The organism is Plantactinospora sp. A48 (assembly GCF_055793945.1).
Map to the genome: position 1 here is coordinate 11188 of NZ_JBTIXF010000002.1, position 15543 is coordinate 26730.

At 72.5% G+C, this 15543-nt stretch carries 15 protein-coding genes; 9 read left to right on the top strand and 6 right to left on the bottom strand.

Going from position 1 to position 15543, the window contains the following annotated elements:
* Positions 1-38 precede the first annotated feature (38 nt).
* The 3 genes from ACXN5W_RS01655 to ACXN5W_RS01665 all read left to right on the top strand — a co-directional run bounded on the left by ACXN5W_RS01655 (position 39) and on the right by ACXN5W_RS01665 (position 3132).
* Positions 39-1499 carry a menaquinone biosynthesis decarboxylase gene (locus tag ACXN5W_RS01655; RefSeq protein ID WP_473156317.1) on the top strand — a complete coding sequence of 487 codons (1461 nt, stop codon included), beginning with the start codon at positions 39-41 and terminating at the stop codon, positions 1497-1499.
* Complete coding sequence (gene mqnP, locus ACXN5W_RS01660) at positions 1499-2401, top strand: menaquinone biosynthesis prenyltransferase MqnP (protein WP_473156318.1); 903 nt, start codon at positions 1499-1501, stop codon at positions 2399-2401. Before ACXN5W_RS01655 ends, mqnP begins: the two co-directional genes overlap by 1 nt.
* 89 nt (positions 2402-2490) lie before the next feature.
* Positions 2491-3132, top strand: a complete 642-nt coding sequence (locus ACXN5W_RS01665) for a UbiX family flavin prenyltransferase (RefSeq protein ID WP_473156319.1) — start codon at positions 2491-2493, stop codon at positions 3130-3132.
* 57 nt (positions 3133-3189) lie between these two features.
* Here the strand turns inward: ACXN5W_RS01665 and ACXN5W_RS01670 are convergent, their stop codons facing one another.
* The gene (locus ACXN5W_RS01670) at positions 3190-3462 is read right to left on the bottom strand and encodes a BldC family transcriptional regulator (RefSeq protein ID WP_473156320.1); all 273 of its coding nucleotides are present in this window, start codon (positions 3460-3462) and stop codon (positions 3190-3192) included.
* Positions 3463-3714: 252 nt separating this feature from the next.
* Here ACXN5W_RS01670 and ACXN5W_RS01675 point away from each other — a divergent pair, with 252 nt between their 5' ends.
* The 3 genes from ACXN5W_RS01675 (at position 3715) to cds1 (ending at position 5943) form a co-directional block, all read left to right on the top strand.
* Complete coding sequence (locus ACXN5W_RS01675; RefSeq protein ID WP_473156321.1) at positions 3715-4173, top strand: Lrp/AsnC family transcriptional regulator; 459 nt, start codon at positions 3715-3717, stop codon at positions 4171-4173.
* A 206-nt stretch (positions 4174-4379) separates the two neighbouring features.
* Positions 4380-4769, top strand: coding sequence for a hypothetical protein (locus ACXN5W_RS01680; RefSeq protein ID WP_473156322.1), 390 nt, complete (start codon positions 4380-4382; stop codon positions 4767-4769).
* An 82-nt stretch (positions 4770-4851) separates the two neighbouring features.
* Positions 4852-5943, top strand: coding sequence for an L-cysteine desulfhydrase Cds1 (cds1, locus tag ACXN5W_RS01685; protein ID WP_473156323.1), 1092 nt, complete (start codon positions 4852-4854; stop codon positions 5941-5943).
* A 30-nt stretch (positions 5944-5973) separates the two neighbouring features.
* Here cds1 and ACXN5W_RS01690 read toward each other — a convergent pair whose 3' ends face one another.
* The 4 genes from ACXN5W_RS01690 to ACXN5W_RS01705 form a co-directional block, all read right to left on the bottom strand.
* Positions 5974-6612 (bottom strand): putative glycolipid-binding domain-containing protein, encoded by a 639-nt coding sequence (locus ACXN5W_RS01690; RefSeq protein WP_473156324.1) that lies wholly within the window; start codon positions 6610-6612, stop codon positions 5974-5976.
* Between the two features lie 111 nt (positions 6613-6723).
* Positions 6724-8637, bottom strand: a complete 1914-nt coding sequence (locus tag ACXN5W_RS01695; RefSeq protein WP_473156325.1) for a DEAD/DEAH box helicase — start codon at positions 8635-8637, stop codon at positions 6724-6726.
* 196 nt (positions 8638-8833) lie between these two features.
* Complete coding sequence (locus ACXN5W_RS01700; RefSeq protein ID WP_473156326.1) at positions 8834-9586, bottom strand: hypothetical protein; 753 nt, start codon at positions 9584-9586, stop codon at positions 8834-8836.
* Between the two features lie 998 nt (positions 9587-10584).
* Positions 10585-12090, bottom strand: coding sequence for a C40 family peptidase (locus ACXN5W_RS01705; RefSeq protein WP_473156327.1), 1506 nt, complete (start codon positions 12088-12090; stop codon positions 10585-10587).
* 264 nt (positions 12091-12354) lie between these two features.
* Here ACXN5W_RS01705 and ACXN5W_RS01710 point away from each other — a divergent pair, with 264 nt between their 5' ends.
* From ACXN5W_RS01710 to ACXN5W_RS01720, 3 genes are all read left to right on the top strand, one after another.
* Positions 12355-13095, top strand: coding sequence for a hypothetical protein (locus ACXN5W_RS01710; RefSeq protein ID WP_473156328.1), 741 nt, complete (start codon positions 12355-12357; stop codon positions 13093-13095).
* Positions 13096-13222: 127 nt separating this feature from the next.
* Positions 13223-13645: a hypothetical protein gene (locus ACXN5W_RS01715; RefSeq protein WP_473156329.1), complete on the top strand. Its 423-nt coding sequence runs from the start codon at positions 13223-13225 to the stop codon at positions 13643-13645.
* A gap of 16 nt (positions 13646-13661) precedes the next feature.
* Positions 13662-14000: a DUF4229 domain-containing protein gene (locus ACXN5W_RS01720; protein ID WP_473156330.1), complete on the top strand. Its 339-nt coding sequence runs from the start codon at positions 13662-13664 to the stop codon at positions 13998-14000.
* Positions 14001-14085: 85 nt separating this feature from the next.
* Here the strand turns inward: ACXN5W_RS01720 and ACXN5W_RS01725 are convergent, their stop codons facing one another.
* Positions 14086-15417, bottom strand: coding sequence for a C39 family peptidase (locus ACXN5W_RS01725; protein ID WP_473156331.1), 1332 nt, complete (start codon positions 15415-15417; stop codon positions 14086-14088).
* Positions 15418-15543: the final 126 nt, after the last annotated feature.

Consider the following 15543-nt stretch of genomic DNA (forward strand, 5'->3'; position numbering starts at 1 on the left):
TCCTTTCCGCCCGGCGGGCGTGCGGGAGACTGGGTGGCATGGCACCACGTGGCTTTCCGTACCCGGATCTCAAGGACTTCCTGACCGCTCTCGAGCGGGCCGGGGAGCTGCGTCGGGTCGGCGTGCCGGTGGACCCCACCCTGGAGATCAGCGAGGTGGTCACCCGTACGGTCCGGGCGGGTGGGCCGGCGCTGCTGTTCGAGCGTCCCACCCGGGGCGAGATGCCGGTGGCGATCAATTTGTACGGCACCGAGAAGCGCACCGCCATGGCGCTCGGGGTCGACTCGCTGGACGAGATCGGCGACCGGATCGGCGCGCTGGTGAAGCCGGAGCTGCCGGTGGGCTGGTCCGGGATCCGGGAGGGGCTGGGCAAGGTGCTCCAGCTCAAGTCGGTGCCGCCGCGCAAGGTGAAGACGGCGCCGTGCCAGCAGGTCGTCTACCGGGGCGCCGACGTGGACCTGAACCGGCTGCCCGGTCTCCAGGTGTGGCCCGGCGACGGGGGGATCTTCCACAATTTCGGGCTGACCCACACCAAGCATCCGGAGACCGGCAAGCGGAACCTCGGGCTGTACCGGCTCCAGCAGCACACGCCGAACACCCTGGGGATGCACTGGCAGATCCACAAGGACTCCACCGCGCACCACGCGGTGGCCGAGCGGCTCGGCCAGCGGCTGCCGGTGGCCGTAGCGATCGGCTGTGACCCGGTGCTGAACTACGCGGCCACCGCCCCGCTGCCCGGGGACATCGACGAATACCTGTTCGCGGGGTTCCTGCGCGGCGAGCGGGTGGAGATGGTGGACTGCCTGAGCGTGCCGCTCCAGGTGCCGGCGCAGGCCCAGGTGGTGCTGGAGGGCTACCTGGAACCGGGGGAGCGGCTGCCCGAGGGCCCGTTCGGGGACCACACCGGGTTCTACACCCCGGTGGAGCCGTTCCCGGTGCTGCACATCGAGACCATGACCATGCAACGGGAACCGGTCTACCACTCGATCGTCACCTCCCAGCCCCCGCAGGAGGACCACGGGCTCGGCAAGGCCACCGAGCGGATCTTCCTGCCGCTGCTGAAGCTGCTGATCCCGGACATCGTCGACTACGACCTGCCGGCGGCCGGCGTGTTCCACAACTGTGTGATCGTGTCGATCCGCAAGCGCTACCCGAAGCACGCGCAGAAGGTGATGAACGCGATCTGGGGCGCCCACCTGCTGAGCCTGAGCAAGCTGATCGTGGTGGTGGACGACGACTGCGACGTGCACGACTACGCCGAGGTGGCGTTCCGGGCCTTCGGCAACGTCGACTACGCCCGGGACCTGCTGCTCACCGAGGGCCCGGTGGATCATCTGGACCACGCGTCGTACCAGCAGTTCTGGGGCGGCAAGGCGGGCGTGGACGCGACCCGCAAGCTGCCGACGGAGGGTTACACCCGGGGTTGGCCCGAGTCGATGCGGATGTCGCCGGAGGTCACCGCGTTGGTGGACAAGCGCTGGAAGGAGTACGGGATCTGATGACCGCGGTGGCGGAGCGGCCCGGCAGGGTCAAGTCGTTCCTCAAACTGGTGGCGATCGAGCACTCGGTGTTCGCGCTGCCGTTCGCGTACCTGTCCGCGCTGACCGCGATGCGGGTGAACGGCGGCCGGGTGCGCTGGGTCGACCTGCTGCTGATCACGGTGGCCATGATCGGTGCCCGTACCTTCGCGATGGCCGCGAACCGGATCATCGACCGCCGGATCGACGCGCGGAACCCGCGTACCGCCGGGCGGGAACTGGTGACCGGCGCGGTGAGCGTGCGGACGGCCTGGACCGGCGCGGTGGTAGCGCTGGTGGTCTTCCTCGGCGCCGCGGCGCTGCTCAACCCGCTGTGCCTGGCGCTCGCGCCGCTCGCCGCGGTCCCGTTGGTGATCTATCCGTACGGCAAGCGGTTCACCGACTTCCCGCACGCGATCCTCGGGGTCGCCCAGGCGGTCGGCCCGGTGGGGGCCTGGATCGCGGTGACCGGGTCGTTCGCCGGGTCGGGACCGGCCTGGCTGCTGGGCGCGGCGGTCGGGCTGTGGATCGGCGGGTTCGACCTGATCTACGCCTGTCAGGACGCCGAGGTGGACCGGCGGATCGGCGTGCGCAGCGTGCCGGCCCGGTACGGCCTGCGGGCCGCGCTGCACGCCTCGACGGTGGCGCACGTGGTGACCTTCGCGTTGTTCGTGTGGTTCGGTCAGCTTGTCGGCTACGGCTGGCCGTGGTGGCTGGGGCTGCTGCTCACCGCCGTGGCGTTCGGCTACCAGCACGTGGTGGTGAGCCCGACCGACCTGTCCAAGGTCAACCGGGCGTTCTTCACCGCGAACGGTTTCGTGGGCATCGCGCTGTTCGTCTTCGCCCTGCTGGACCTGATCTTCCGGCTGGACCTGCGGGCATGACCACCCCGCCGGGCGTCCGGGGCGCCGGTGCCCGCAGCCGGCGCCGGTCGTTCCCCGGCAGCCACCGCGCCAGGCAGGCTCGCTGAGCCATGCGCCGGCCGTGGGTGGTTGGGGTCTCCGGAGCCTCCGGTACGCCGTATCCGGCGGCCGTGCTCGGTGGGCTGCTGGACGCCGGTGACCCGGTGGACCTGATCGTCTCGCGGGCCGCCCGGCTGACCCTGCTGGACGAGACCGGGCAGCCGTTCCGGGACGCGCACTGGCGGGACGACCTGGCCGGTTGGCTCGGCCGCGACCTGGCCGGTGCCGACCTGAGGTACTGGCCGGCGGGCGACCTGGCGGCCGGGCCGAGCAGCGGGTCGTACCCGGTGCGCGGGATGGCCGTGGTGCCGGCCAGCACGGCGGCCTGCGCCGGCATCGCGATCGGGCTGTCGAAGGACCTGCTCCAGCGGGCTGCCGAGGTCAACCTGAAGGAACGGCGTCCGGTGGTCGTGGTTCCCCGCGAGACACCGGTGACGCGGAGCCACCTTGAGCATCTGATCGCCCTGCACGACGCGGGGGCGGTGGTGCTGCCGGCGAGTCCCGGTTTCTACGGCGCCGGCGCGACGGCCACCGCGGCCCAGTTGGTGGACTTCGTCGCCGGCAAGGTGCTGGACGCGCTGGGTGTCCGGCACACCCTGTTCCGGCGCTGGACCGGAGACCTGGGCGCCGGTCGTGGTGAGCCGGCCGAGTGAGCCGGTCGTGGTGAGCCGGCCGGACCGGTTTGCAAGCCGGTCGGGCCGACCGAGCGCTCAGTACAGGCCGGCGTTGGCCGGTCCCGGGCCGCCGGTCGCAGCCGGTCCCGCGTTTCGGGGCCGGTCGGCCATGCCCTCGTCGACCTCGTCGAGCATGCCCTCGCCCTCCAGTAACGCCCGTACCTCGGACTCCCGGAACCGCCGGTGTCCTCCCGGCGTCCGGATGCTACCGATCCGGCCGGCGGCGGCCCAGCGGGTGACCGTTTTCGGGTCGACCCGGAACAACGCGGCCACCTCGCCCGGTGTCAATAGACGATCTCCAGTATCCACAGCCCCCTCCTCGCGTCCGACGAAGCCCCCCGGGCTGCTAGGACCTGTCCCCCAGACGGGTGCCTGCCTCAGCGTCGGTTAGGGACGTAGGGCAATTCAAGCATCGTCGGCGTGGCGTGGTCCCCGAAACGCGAAAAGGTACTCGTTGAGCAGATGTCCGTGCTGATATGCGGGTATTTCGCCCGTTTCATGTTACGCTCCCGGGCGGCCGATCCGGATGCGCCGGATCCGGCCGCGTAGGGTCTTTGTCTCATGGATGCCATCGATCGAGCGCTGGTCGACCTGCTGCGCGGCAACGCCCGGCTCTCCTATGCCGAACTCGCCCGCCAGGTCGGGCTCTCCGCACCGGCCGTACACGAGCGCGTCGGCAAACTGGAGGCCAGCGGCGTCGTCCGGGCGTACCGGGCGGACATCGAGCCCGAGGCCATCGGTCTCGGCGTCACCGCCCTGATCGGGATCGTGCAGGATTCGGGCGGGGACACCGACGACGTGCTCGCGGCGTTCCGTGACATGCCCGAGATCGAGTCCTGCTACTTCATGGCCGGAGTGGAGTCCTTCCTGCTCAAGGCCCGGGTAGGCACCATCGCCGAGCTGGAACATCTGATCAACCGGCTGAACCGGACCGCCGGGGTGGCCTCCACCCGGACCGGCATCGCGCTGTCGACCAAGTGGGAGAACCGGCCACGGCCCCTCACCGCGCCGACCGACTGACAGACCGGCCCGAGCAGCCACCGACCTGGGGCAGAACACCCGCCGGGCCCCTTCGGGACTGTCCCGCACTGTTCCGGACGCCGATTTTCATTGCCCGTGCCGGGTCGGGCTCACCATGCTTGAGCTGAACCGATTGCGAGCGGGCCCGCTCAACGAAGTCTTGTCGGTATCGGTCTTGATTACGTTGAGCAATACGGAGGGGCTCGATGCTACGTACGAAGACCCAGAAGATCGCAGCGATGGGCGCGGTGAGCGTCGCACTGGTCACGGGCATGGGAAGCCCGGCGTCAGCGGGAGGATCGGCCGGTCCCTACCGGATCCACTCCACCGGTAGCGGCAGCCACAGCACCCCGCACAGGCAGGCGTCCAGCAGCGCCCAGATCTGCTTCAACACCTGGGGCAGCAGCCTCAGCAGCGGTTACAAGGTGTCCATGTACCGCAATGCCCTGCCCAGCCCCACCCTGCTGTGGAGCGCCACCTACTACGGAGCGAAGAACAGCACCTGCTCGCCGTGGAAGAGCACCAGCGGGGAGTTCTACGCGGTCCTTTCCGGGCCGGCTTCCGCAACCGGCGACGTCTGGTTGTACTGGAACTGACCGCAGCGCCAGGCAGGGTTCCAGCTCAACCAGCTGGAACCCTGCCGCGTCCGGCCGGGTAACCGCTGTTACCGTGCCGGGGATGACGCACGTGGAGAGGTCCAACGAGGCGGATCGGGCCTGGGTGACCGCCGCGATCGCGGCGGTCGAGGCCGACGCCAACCGTTCCGCGGACACCCACCTCCTGCCGTTCCCGCTGCCGCCGGAGTGGGGGGTCGACCTCTACCTGAAGGACGAGTCGGTGCACCCGACCGGCTCGCTCAAGCATCGGCTGGCGCGCTCGCTGTTCCTGTACGGACTGTGCAACGGCTGGATCGGTCCGCAGACCACCATCGTCGAGGCGTCGTCCGGGTCCACGGCGGTCTCCGAGGCGTACTTCGCCCGGATGCTGGGCCTGCCGTTCATCGCGGTGATGCCGGCCTCCACCTCGGCCGAGAAGATCAGCCTGATCGAGTTCCAGGGCGGCTCGTGCCACCTGGTCGACGACCCGGCCAAGGCGGTCATCGAGGCGCGCTGGCTGGCCGAGGACCGGGGCGGCCACTTCATGGACCAGTTCACCTACGCGGAGCGCGCCACCGACTGGCGGGGCAACAACAACATCGCCGAGTCGATCTACCTCCAGATGGCGCTCGAACGGTACCCCGTTCCGGCCTGGATCGTGGTGGGCGCCGGTACCGGCGGCACCAGCGCGACCATCGGCCGGTACGCCCGGTACCGGCGGCTGGAGACCCGGCTCTGCGTCGTCGACCCCGACGGCTCGGCCTTCTACCCGGCCTGGACCCGCGCCGACTGGTCGGTCAACACCGGGCAGGCTTCGCGGATCGAGGGGATCGGGCGACCCTGCGTCGAGGCGTCGTTCCTGCCGGGCGTGGTGGACCGGATGGTGCAGGTGCCGGACGCGGCGTCGCTGGCCGCCATGCGGGCGGCGTCCCGGGTCCTCGGCCGGCGGGTCGGCGGCTCCACCGGCACCAACCTGTGGGGTGCGTTCGCGTTGATCGCCGAGATGCGGGCGGCCGGCCGGACCGGATCGCTCGTCACGCTGCTGTGCGACGGCGGTGAGCGGTACGTCGACTCGTACTACTCGGACGAGTGGGTGGCCCGGCGGGGTCTGGACCTCGCGCCGCACCTGGCCACCGTGGAACGCTTCCTCGCCACCGGCACCTGGGACGCCTGAAAGGAAGGGCTGTATAGCAGGGGCCCCCGCTCAACCCGGGAAGCCGGGGGCGTCACGCTCGGCGAGCCCGGGATACGTGCGCACGTAGCCGTCGCGGTCCAGGGTCAACTCGGCGGTGAAGCGGTCACTGGCAAACCGGACCCGACCGTCACCGAGCGCCGTGTAGACCTGCTCGGCGGGCACCACCACGAGGCTGGGCACCAGCACCCAGGCGACGGTTATCCGATGGCTGGTGCCGACGGCGGCGTCCAGCAGGCCGAGCCGGCGTACCGGAAGGGTGTTGAACAGCGGAGCGGCCCCGAGGTCGACGTCGAGCGCGTCCTCCAGCCGCTCCGGCTCGTCGGCACCGGGCAGCCCCGCTCCGGGTCGATCCGCCGCGGTCAGCGCCGCGTCGAGGTCACCGGTCTCGCTGGTGCTCACCCGCCAACGGCGGTTGTTCCGCTCCAGCCGGACCGTCCGCAGCCAGCCGCCGCCCTCGACGGACACCTCCAGCCGTACGCTCGCCCAGGTCTCGTCCGTGCGCAGGTCGTACCGGCAGGTGTAGGGCAGCGGGTCGACGGCCTGCGCGACTCCCCGCGCGACCAGCCCGGCACGGTCGTCGAGCAGGCAGTGGTCGCTGCCGGCCGTGTCGGTGCGGGCCCAGAACAACGAAGTCGGCAGCGTGGCCATGTGCCGGACGCTACCGGCCGGCGACGGCCACCGCACGCCGTCGGCGCAGGAACCGACCCGACACGCCGATGTCCGGCGGGGACGCGCGGCCCCCGCCGGACACCGGGTTGATCAGTGGGTACGGCTGGGCTGGCGGCCGCCGAAGCGACGCTCGGTCCGGCCCTGGTCGCCACGGTCGGCGAAGGCACGACCCCCCGAGCGGAACCCGGGGCGGTGGTCCCCGCCCCGCTGGTCAACGCTCGGCCGGTCGCTGCTCGGCCGGTCGCTGCTCGGCCGGTCGCCGTACCGACGGTCGGCACGGGGCCGGTCGTCGTACCGACGCTCGCTCCGGTCCGCGGGGCGCTCGGTCCGGTCGCCGAAGCGCTCGCTCCGGTCCGTGGGACGCTCGGCCCGCTCGGTGCGTCCGGCCTGGTCGCCGAAGCGCTCACCCTGGCCGGGTCGGTCACCGTACCGGCGCTCGCCCCGTGGCCGGTCGTCGTCGCGGCGCTCGCCGTATCGACGCTCGCCACGGTCGGCGAAGCGGTTCCCGCGCTGTGGCCGGTCACCGTCCCGACGCTCGCCGCGGAACCGGTCGGATCGGCGGGCCGCCGGCGGCTCCTCGACCACGGGCACCCCGCTGGGCTGGCGGGCACCGGTCAGCTCGGCCAGCACCGGATCGCCCGGGCGGACCCGCGACTGTGCCGGCTCGACACCGGCCCGCTCCAGCATGGCCAGGGTCGAACGGCGCTGCTTGGGCAGGACCAGCGTGGCCACCGCGCCCGACTCACCGGCCCGCGCCGTCCGTCCGGCCCGGTGCAGGTAGTCCTTCGAGTCCTTCGGCGGGTCCACATGCACCACCAGCGACACGCCGTCGACGTGGATGCCGCGCGCCGCCACGTCGGTGGCGACCAGGACGTCCATCCGGCCCTCGCGGAACTCGGCGAGCGTCCGGGTACGGACCCGCTGGGTCTTGCCCCCGTGCAGGGCTCCGGCCCGGACGCCGACCTCGGCGAGCTGCGTCACCAGGCGGTCGACACCCATCTGGGTACGGGCGAACATCATCGTCCGTCCCTGGCGCGCGGCGATCGAAGCCGCCACGGCGAACTTGTCCGTCGGCGGAATCAGCAGCAGGTGGTGGTCCATGGTGGACACCGCTGCGGTCGCCGGCGCGGTCGAGTGCGTGACCGGGTCGGTCATGAAGCGCTTGACCAGGGCGTCCACGTCGCCGTCCAGGGTTGCCGAGAACAGCAGGCGCTGGGCGTCGGCCGGGGTCTTGGCCAGCAGCTCGGTCACCTCCGGCAGGAAGCCCATGTCGGCCATCTGGTCTGCCTCGTCCAGCACGGTGACCTCGACGTCGCCGAGGTTGCAGGCGCCCCGCTCGATGAGGTCGCCGAGCCGGCCCGGGGTGGCCACGATGATCTCGACACCGCGCCGCAGGGCGTCGATCTGCCGGTCGTACGGCACACCGCCGACGGTGGTTTTGAGAAAGACGCCGACCGACTTGCCGAGCGGAAGCAGCGCGTCGTTCACCTGCATGGCCAGCTCGCGGGTGGGCACCAGGATCAACGCGCGGGGATGCCGGGGCCGGGCCCGTTCACCGGCGGCCAGCCGGGCCAGCACCGGCAGGCCGAAGGCGAGCGTCTTGCCGGAGCCGGTCTGGCCACGGCCGAGCACATCCCGACCGGCCAGGGCGTCCGGGACGGTCGCCGCCTGGATCTCGAACGGCGTGGTGATGCCCTCCCGGCTCAGCGCCCGGACGAGGGTGTCGGACAGACCGAGGTCGGCGAAGCTGGTGACGGCCAGCGGGCTCGCCGGGGCCTCAGGGCCGGCCGGGGTGACAACCTCTGTCGAGGCGTCGAGGTCAGCCGGGCCGGCGGGATCCACCGCCGGGGAGTCGGGGCCGGCCGGGGTGATGGCGTCGGTCGATGCGCCGAGGCCGGTCGGGGCGATGGCGTCGGTCGATGCGCCAAGGTCGGCCGGGGTGTCGAGAGCGGCCGAGGTGTCGAAGACGGACGGAAACGTGCTGGGATCAGCGAAGGACGTCAAGAAGAACCTCTCAGGCGGGGCGCATCTTCGCGATGGCCCGCCGCGACCGTGAAGGTCGCCGCTGATTCGCCCGCAAGATCGCCCATGGGCGCGTCACACGCGCCAGGTCAATGATCGGTACAAGTGTACGGCGCACCGGCCCGTCCGGCAGCGCGCGGCGGGTTCCAGTGGGCAGAGTCACCCAGTCGGCGGGTTGTCAGCTGCCGAGCACACCACCGAACAGCGTCCGGAACAGATCACCGGCCACCGCGGCGACGAGCAGTCCGACCAGCACCAGGATGCCGAGGCTGATCGCCAGAACGATCACCACCCGGGTGGTGCGGGCGTCCCGTTGAGCCGGTGCGTCCGACCAACCCTGAGCCAGAATATGCCCGGTCAGCGAGCCGGAGTTCTCCACCGACGCCGGGAGGACCGGGACCGTCCGCTGCCCCAGATCGTGCTGATCGTGGCCGGTGTAGACCGTGCCGTGGCCCCCGCTCGCGCGCCGCGCAGGGCGCTGCGGACGGGTCGTGACGACCTGGGTGGCATCGGCGTCGGGGTGCCGGCTGGCCGGGTTGACCGTGACGACCTGGGTGGCGTCGGCGTCGGTCGGCCCCGTCACCGGTCCCTGGCCGGTCCGGACGACCATGGTGGCCTCCGGGTCCGGGCGGAGGGTCTCCGGAGAGGTACGCGGGCGCGGGATTCCGGGCAGTCCCGACTGCCGGGGTTGCGAGCCGATCCGGACGACCTGGGTCTCCTCGGCGTCGGGCGGGATGATGCCGGTGCTCGCCCGAACCACCTGGGTCTCCTCGGCGCCCGGCGGAATGGCGCCGGCGTTGGTGGGCCTGGCCACCGGCACCTGGCCGGCCCGGACGGCCTGGGTTTCCTCGCTACCCGACAGGAAGGCGAGTTCCTCCGCCGGCCGGTTCGCCGGCCGGGCGGTCGCGGAAGTGGAACCGGCCGTGCCCATCGCGGGCGGCGGTGGGAAGGGCGGCGCCGGCATTGGACCGGGTGGCGCGGGCGCCGGTGGCACCGGAGGCAACGGCTGCGGGACCGGCGGGATGGGACCCGGCGGCACCGGGACCGGCGGCGCGGGCGTCGGCGGGACCGGATTCGGATCGGGCGGCGCTGGAGCCGGGGGTGGCGTAGGCGTCGGCGGCACCGGGTCGGGGTTGGGCCCGGGCGGGGTGGGTCCCGGTGGCACCGGAGCGGGGTTCGGGCCGGGTGGGGCGGGTGCGGGGGTCGGCACCGGGGACGGCTCGATGGGTACCGGTGGGGCGGCGGGCTCGGGTGGGCTGACCGGCCGCGGCGGTGGGGCCGGCTCGCCCGGAGACGGTGGCTCCGGCGGAGACGTCGGTTCCGCCGGAGACGGTGGTCCAACGCGGTACGGCGTGCCGGCCTGGCCCGCTCCGGAACCGTGGCCGGCGACGGAGGCCCGAGCCCGGACCGCGATGGCTGCCCGGCCCCGAACCGGCTCGGCCGCGTCGGCTGACTCGGCGGTCTCCGCGGGGCGCGTGTCCCGGTCGTCGCCGGTCGAGCCGGGCCCGGTCGGCGGGTTCACGACAGCGGACCTGGCAGTCGCCGGTTCCGCGGCCGGCGTCGTCGGCCTCGTGCTGGTGGAAGCCGTTCCGGCGGACTTTGCCACCTCCGTGACTGCGCCCGGCGGCGGGTCCTGCTCTTCGTCCATGGCTGCCTCCCGCACCCGTACCCGGAACCGGTGCGCCGGACCCGAATCCCGTTGACCACCGTGCCACCCACGGGCGTCGCCGCGTACCGCTGCCGGTTGCCGCCGGTCGAAGTCCGCGCGACGATCCGGCGTCGATCCGGCGACGGCGCCCACCCCGCGCACGGGGCGCCGTCGACACAGTATCGGCGATGGGCCCGAGGACCGGTTACCCGCCCGGAGACCCGATTACGCTTCGGCCAGCCAGGCCGACCAACCGGTCAGGCGGACGCCAGCCCCGGCGGTCACTCGCCGGACGGGCCGGCGCTGCCGGTCGCGGACTGTTCCGTTGGCGCCGCGCTGCTCGGTCGGGCCGAGGCGGTGGTGGCCGCCGTGGTCGGTGTCGGCCCGGCGGGGTTCGAGCTGCCGCTGGGAGTCGGCGTCGGGGAGGTGCTCGGCTTCCCCGTCGGCGAGGTGCTCGGCGTCGGCTTGGTCGTCGGTGGCCTGCTCGCCGGCGGCCGGGTCGGCGGCGGTTGGGTGGCCGGAGGCTTGCTCGTCGGCGGCTTGCTGGCCGGCGGCTTCGGGGTGTCGGCCGGCGTGCTCGGTGCCGGCACCGCCCCGAACACCCGGGTGGCGGCGTAGAAACGGGACCACCAGACCGTCGAGACCTTCACCACGTCACCGCTGTTCGGCGCGTGGACCATCTTGCCGTTTCCGATGTACATGGCGACGTGGTGGACGGTGTGCCAGTCCCGATTGTCGGAGGCGAAGAAGATCAGATCACCGGGGAGCAGCGAGGACCGGTCGACGCTGCGGGTACGGGTGGCGTAGTACTGGTCCCGGGACACCCGGGGCAGCTGGTAGCCGACGGACCGGTACGCCGCCCACATCAGCCCGGAGCAGTCGAACGCGTCGGGGCCCTCCTCGGACCAGACGTACGGGTCGCCGAGCTGGGCCAGCGCGTACTGCACCGCGTCGAGCGCCCGTGGATCGGCGGCCAACCCGGCGGCCGAACCGTCGAGATAGTCGGCACCGAGCTGCTGCTCGGCGGCTTCCTGGGCCCGCTCGATCTCCGCCAGCTGTTCGGCGTTCCGCTTGCGCAGGTCGAGCAGGGCGGCCTCGCGCTGCTTGTACGTCGTCTCGGCCCGGCTGAAGGTGGCGCTCGCGGTGCTGGACCTGGCGTCGGCCGCGGCGAACGCCGCCTGCGCCTCCTGCATGGCCCGCTGGGCCCGGCTCACCTCGCCGCCGACCCCGGTCAGATCCGCCCTGGGCCGCCGGCCCTCCTGGATCTGGCTCAGCGAACCCAGACCGTGCAGGTCCGAGCCGAAGGCACCGGGCGGCAGCTCCGCCGCCTCCTTGAGCGCCTCGCCCGCCGCCTGCTCGGCGGCCGTCTGCGCCCGGTGCAGCGCGGCGGCGGCGGCGGCCAGCCCGGTATCGGCCCGGGTGCGCTCGGCCAGCGCGGTGTCCCGGTCCTGCTTGAACTGGAGCAGTTGGTCGCCGAGGGCCGCCACCTCGTTCTGCAGGGCGAGGACCTGGGTCGCCAGCGGCCCGTTCAGCCCGCCGGTCGGGGCGGTGGTGGCGCCGGTGGTCGGACCCGCCGGTACGGCGCCCGGCAGCGGCAGCGTCCCGACGTACTGCGGTCGGGTGCCGGTGTCCGGTGGGGCCGTCGGCAGCGCCGGGTCGGCGTAGGCGGGCACCGCGAACGCCGCCGCCACCGCGGCACCCAGTATCGCGGCCCACAGACCTGGTCGGAGCACCGGGGAGATCACATCCCGCAGCCGAAACCGCCGTGCCCGTCCGATCCTGGTCATCCCGCTCCCCGCTAGTCAGCCCTGCCGTCCGCGCTCGTGACGCGCCCTGCCATGCCGGTGGCGCGGTCGATGCACCGTGCGGCCCCACTTTGTCTTACCGGAAACCGTCGTCAATGTCACTGTCGCGTTTCACAAATCAGGACTCCGAGCATCAACCCCGGGACGCCAGGACGCCGGCGCCCGGGGCCCGGCCGCCCCCGGTGGGGTCGGCCCGCCCGCGTACCCTCGGTCGGGGATCGCCGCAGCTGGAAGGGGTGGGCAGCGATGGACGCCGCGCGCAGGCACGAGGTCGAACAGAAGGTGTACGCCGGGGAGCGGCTGGACCGGGCCGACGGGGTGGACCTGTGCGGCTGTGACGACCTGGTCTGGCTGGGACGGCTCGCCCACCACCGCCGGGCGGATCCGGAGCGTACCGGCTTCGTGCTCGGGCCGGTTCCGCCGGTGCCCACCGGCGACGTCCCGGACCTCGGCCCGGTGACCGTTCTGGGATACGGCCGGGACGAGCCCGCCGAGGACCGGGTGGACCGGCTGCTCCGGTTGCGCGAGCGGCAGGACGCCACCGGGGCGTGCGAGACGCTCGTACCGGTCCGGCGACGGCCCGTACCGGCGGACAGCGCGACCGCGACGGCCCGTGCGACGACGGCGGACGGTGTGGCCGCGACGGCCGAGGGTGACCCCGAGTCGGCCGAGCCGCCGTCCTCGGTGGAGGCGCTGCGGACCCTGGCGGTGTGCCGACTGTTGCTGGACAACGTCGCACACCTCGGGTTCGCGGTGGACGTGGACGGCCCGGCGCTGGCCCAGCTCGCGCTCAACTTCGGTGTCGACGAGCTGCTGGCGGAGCCGGGTGACGGTGACGCCGAGCCGGCGTCGGAACTCGTGACCCTGATCGGCGACGCCGGCTTCCGCCCCGTGGAACTCGACGCGGGCCACCGGGTGGTCCGCGAGTACGACGCGCCGCCGTCCTGGGCCGCCCGCCGGTCCGAGCCGCAGCGCGTGTGGGCCTGACGGTGCCGATCGGTACCGACTGTCCTTTCCACCGGGGCGCAACCGGCGCCGGGGTTCGGCGCGGGCGAGCACCGGCCGACTGCCCCCGACCGGCGCGACCGGCCGACTCACGTACCCTCGGTGGGTCATGAGCACCGACGGCGGCGGATTTCCCCAGCGCGACGGCGACGGCCGGATCGTGCGCCTGTCCCACCTGCTCGGGGTCAGCCTGGCCGGCGTGGTCGTCGGGGTGCTGGCCCTGGTGGTCTTCGACTGGGGGTTCGCCACCGTCGGCGCCGGCCGGTTCGGGCACGCCAACGGGTGGCTGGCGGTGATCCTGCCGGCGTGGCTGTTCCTGGACGACTTCCGGGCCTGGGGTTACGGCGTGGCCCGGGTCGTCGCGGCGCTGCTCGCCGGGGCGCTCGGGGTCGCCGCCGGGCTGCTGGCCGCGGCCACCGCGAGCGGTCTGCCGGCGCTCTGGTCCGGAGCCTTCGCGGCGGCGGTCTTCGCGGTGCTGTACGCCGTGGTCTGGTTTGTCGGCGTCCGGTGGCTGAGCCGCCGGGCGGGCTGAGGAGAAGGTGGCGAGCATGTCTCCCGCGGTGAAGTACACGCTCGGCCGGATCGGGCTGTTCGTGGTGGTCCTGGCCGCCCTCCTGCCGGTACACCTCAACCTGTTCATCAAGTTGATGCTCGCGCTGGCCTTCTCGGCCGCCCTCTCCTTCTTCTTCCTGCGTTCCTGGCGGGATGCCATGGCCCAGCAGTTGGACGGCTCCGCCCGCCGTCGTCAGGGCGAGAAGGCGCGGCTGCGCGCCGCCCTGGCCGGCGAGGACGACACCGGCCCGGAATCCGCCGGCCCGGCACCCTCCGGACCCGACGCCAGGAACCGGCCGTCAGCAGCGGAGCCCGACGGCCGCAACGCCGACTGACCGTGGCGTTGATCAAGGCGTTGGGTCGCGGAGACGCTTCCTCGTGATCCGTTCGCCCTGATCAACGCGGGCCGGCGGCGTCGGTTCACCAGTTGGTCGAGCCGGCGACCTTCGGCCAGGGCTTCCACCACGGCTTGATCAGGTACGCGATGCCACCCGAGCCGCTGCCCACCGAGCCATCCGCGCGGTGCCGCTTGGTACGCAGCCAGATCTGCTCGAACTGCGCACGCGAATAGACGTTCCGGACCGCCTCGTCGGAGGAGGACGCCGGGTCGTTCACCACCACGTCACCGGTCGCGGTGAAGCCGACCACCACGAACAGGTGCCCCGAGGTGCCGTAGTTGGCTCCGTCGAGTTCGCTGGACAGGAACGACTGGCTGGTTATCACCGGGATGCCGGCGGCGATGAACCGCTCCGCCTCGTCCAGCGAGTGCAGCCGGGTCACCCGGGCGTCCAGTCCCGGATAGGACGCGGCGTACGCGGTGTTGAACGGCCAGTTGCCGGCGCCTTCGTACTGGTAGTCGTAGGTGTTGCGGGCCGCGTGGTCGACGGTCGGGTCGGCGTAGTCGGAGTCCACCCACGAGGTGTCCTCGGCCGTGGGTTTCCGGCCCCAGTACTCCACCACCATCTCGGTGGAGGTCGGCGAGCACCACGCCTCGCCGCCGCCGTCGTACTCTGGATACTGGCCCTTGTGGATGTTCTGCGAGTAGCGCGGCACCGGCAGCTCCCGGCCCCAGGCGATGTGTCCGGCGCTCGCCGGCACGGTGAACCGGTCGGGCACGTTGGAGCTCATCGCGCCGAGCATCCAGACCCGGGGTGAACGGGCCTGTCCGGGCGCGCGGTAGAGGGTCAGCCGGAGCTGGTACTCGGACAGCAGCACCCCGGCCGTGGCGTCGTCGATGGCGAACGTGTCGGTCCAGATCGACGAGTACGGGTCGCCCTGGCCATCGACGCTGGTACGACGGATGTCACCGTCCCCGGAGGCCCACCGACCCATGACGTACCAGGGGCTCTGCTGGCCGGTGTTGTACGTCCCCTTCATCTCCACCTGGATCCAGGTACCGGCCGGTGTCTCGGCGTTCCACGAGGTGACCAGCTCGGTGGCGTCGAAGCCGATCCGACGGACCGGGGAGGTCCAGGTGGCGTACTGCCAGCTGCGGGTGGTGCCCGTGTGTGGATCGGTGTAGTCGGTCACCCCGGCCGGCCGGCGCAGCGTGATCCCGGTGCGGACGCCCGGAATCGCGACGGTGCCGTCGTGGGCGCCGCCGAGCCAGTCGGGATAGCTGCTGAACGCCTGGTAGGTGATGTTTTCATCGTGCGGGACCGGACCGCCGTTCGCCAGCGCGGGGGTGGCGCTGCCGAGCAGGGCGAGGGTGACGAAACCGGCGACGGTGGCCGCATACAGGCGTCGGGCCATGGCACACACTCCACGCTCGCGGGGATGTTGTTCCGGTCACTATCCCGCCCGGCGACAAATTTCGCCAGGTTCCAGCACCTGGAAACTTCTTGCCACCCGGGTTCGGTACGTCGCTGGTGCCGACCG

What these genes read in the sequence shown, in the direction of transcription:
- ACXN5W_RS01700 (WP_473156326.1), bottom strand. Translation starts at nt 9,586, where the DNA reads ATGGGCACGGCCGGTTCCACTTCCGCGACCGCCCGGCCGGCGAACCGG.
- ACXN5W_RS01710 (WP_473156328.1), top strand. Translation starts at nt 12,355, where the DNA reads ATGGACGCCGCGCGCAGGCACGAGGTCGAACAGAAGGTGTACGCCGGG.
- ACXN5W_RS01720 (WP_473156330.1), top strand. Translation starts at nt 13,662, where the DNA reads ATGTCTCCCGCGGTGAAGTACACGCTCGGCCGGATCGGGCTGTTCGTG.
- ACXN5W_RS01715 (WP_473156329.1), top strand. Translation starts at nt 13,223, where the DNA reads ATGAGCACCGACGGCGGCGGATTTCCCCAGCGCGACGGCGACGGCCGG.
- ACXN5W_RS01675 (WP_473156321.1), top strand. Translation starts at nt 3,715, where the DNA reads ATGGATGCCATCGATCGAGCGCTGGTCGACCTGCTGCGCGGCAACGCC.
- ACXN5W_RS01725 (WP_473156331.1), bottom strand. Translation starts at nt 15,417, where the DNA reads ATGGCCCGACGCCTGTATGCGGCCACCGTCGCCGGTTTCGTCACCCTC.
- cds1 (WP_473156323.1), top strand. Translation starts at nt 4,852, where the DNA reads ATGACGCACGTGGAGAGGTCCAACGAGGCGGATCGGGCCTGGGTGACC.
- ACXN5W_RS01705 (WP_473156327.1), bottom strand. Translation starts at nt 12,090, where the DNA reads ATGACCAGGATCGGACGGGCACGGCGGTTTCGGCTGCGGGATGTGATC.
- ACXN5W_RS01655 (WP_473156317.1), top strand. Translation starts at nt 39, where the DNA reads ATGGCACCACGTGGCTTTCCGTACCCGGATCTCAAGGACTTCCTGACC.
- ACXN5W_RS01665 (WP_473156319.1), top strand. Translation starts at nt 2,491, where the DNA reads ATGCGCCGGCCGTGGGTGGTTGGGGTCTCCGGAGCCTCCGGTACGCCG.
- mqnP (WP_473156318.1), top strand. Translation starts at nt 1,499, where the DNA reads ATGACCGCGGTGGCGGAGCGGCCCGGCAGGGTCAAGTCGTTCCTCAAA.
- ACXN5W_RS01680 (WP_473156322.1), top strand. Translation starts at nt 4,380, where the DNA reads ATGCTACGTACGAAGACCCAGAAGATCGCAGCGATGGGCGCGGTGAGC.
- ACXN5W_RS01690 (WP_473156324.1), bottom strand. Translation starts at nt 6,612, where the DNA reads ATGGCCACGCTGCCGACTTCGTTGTTCTGGGCCCGCACCGACACGGCC.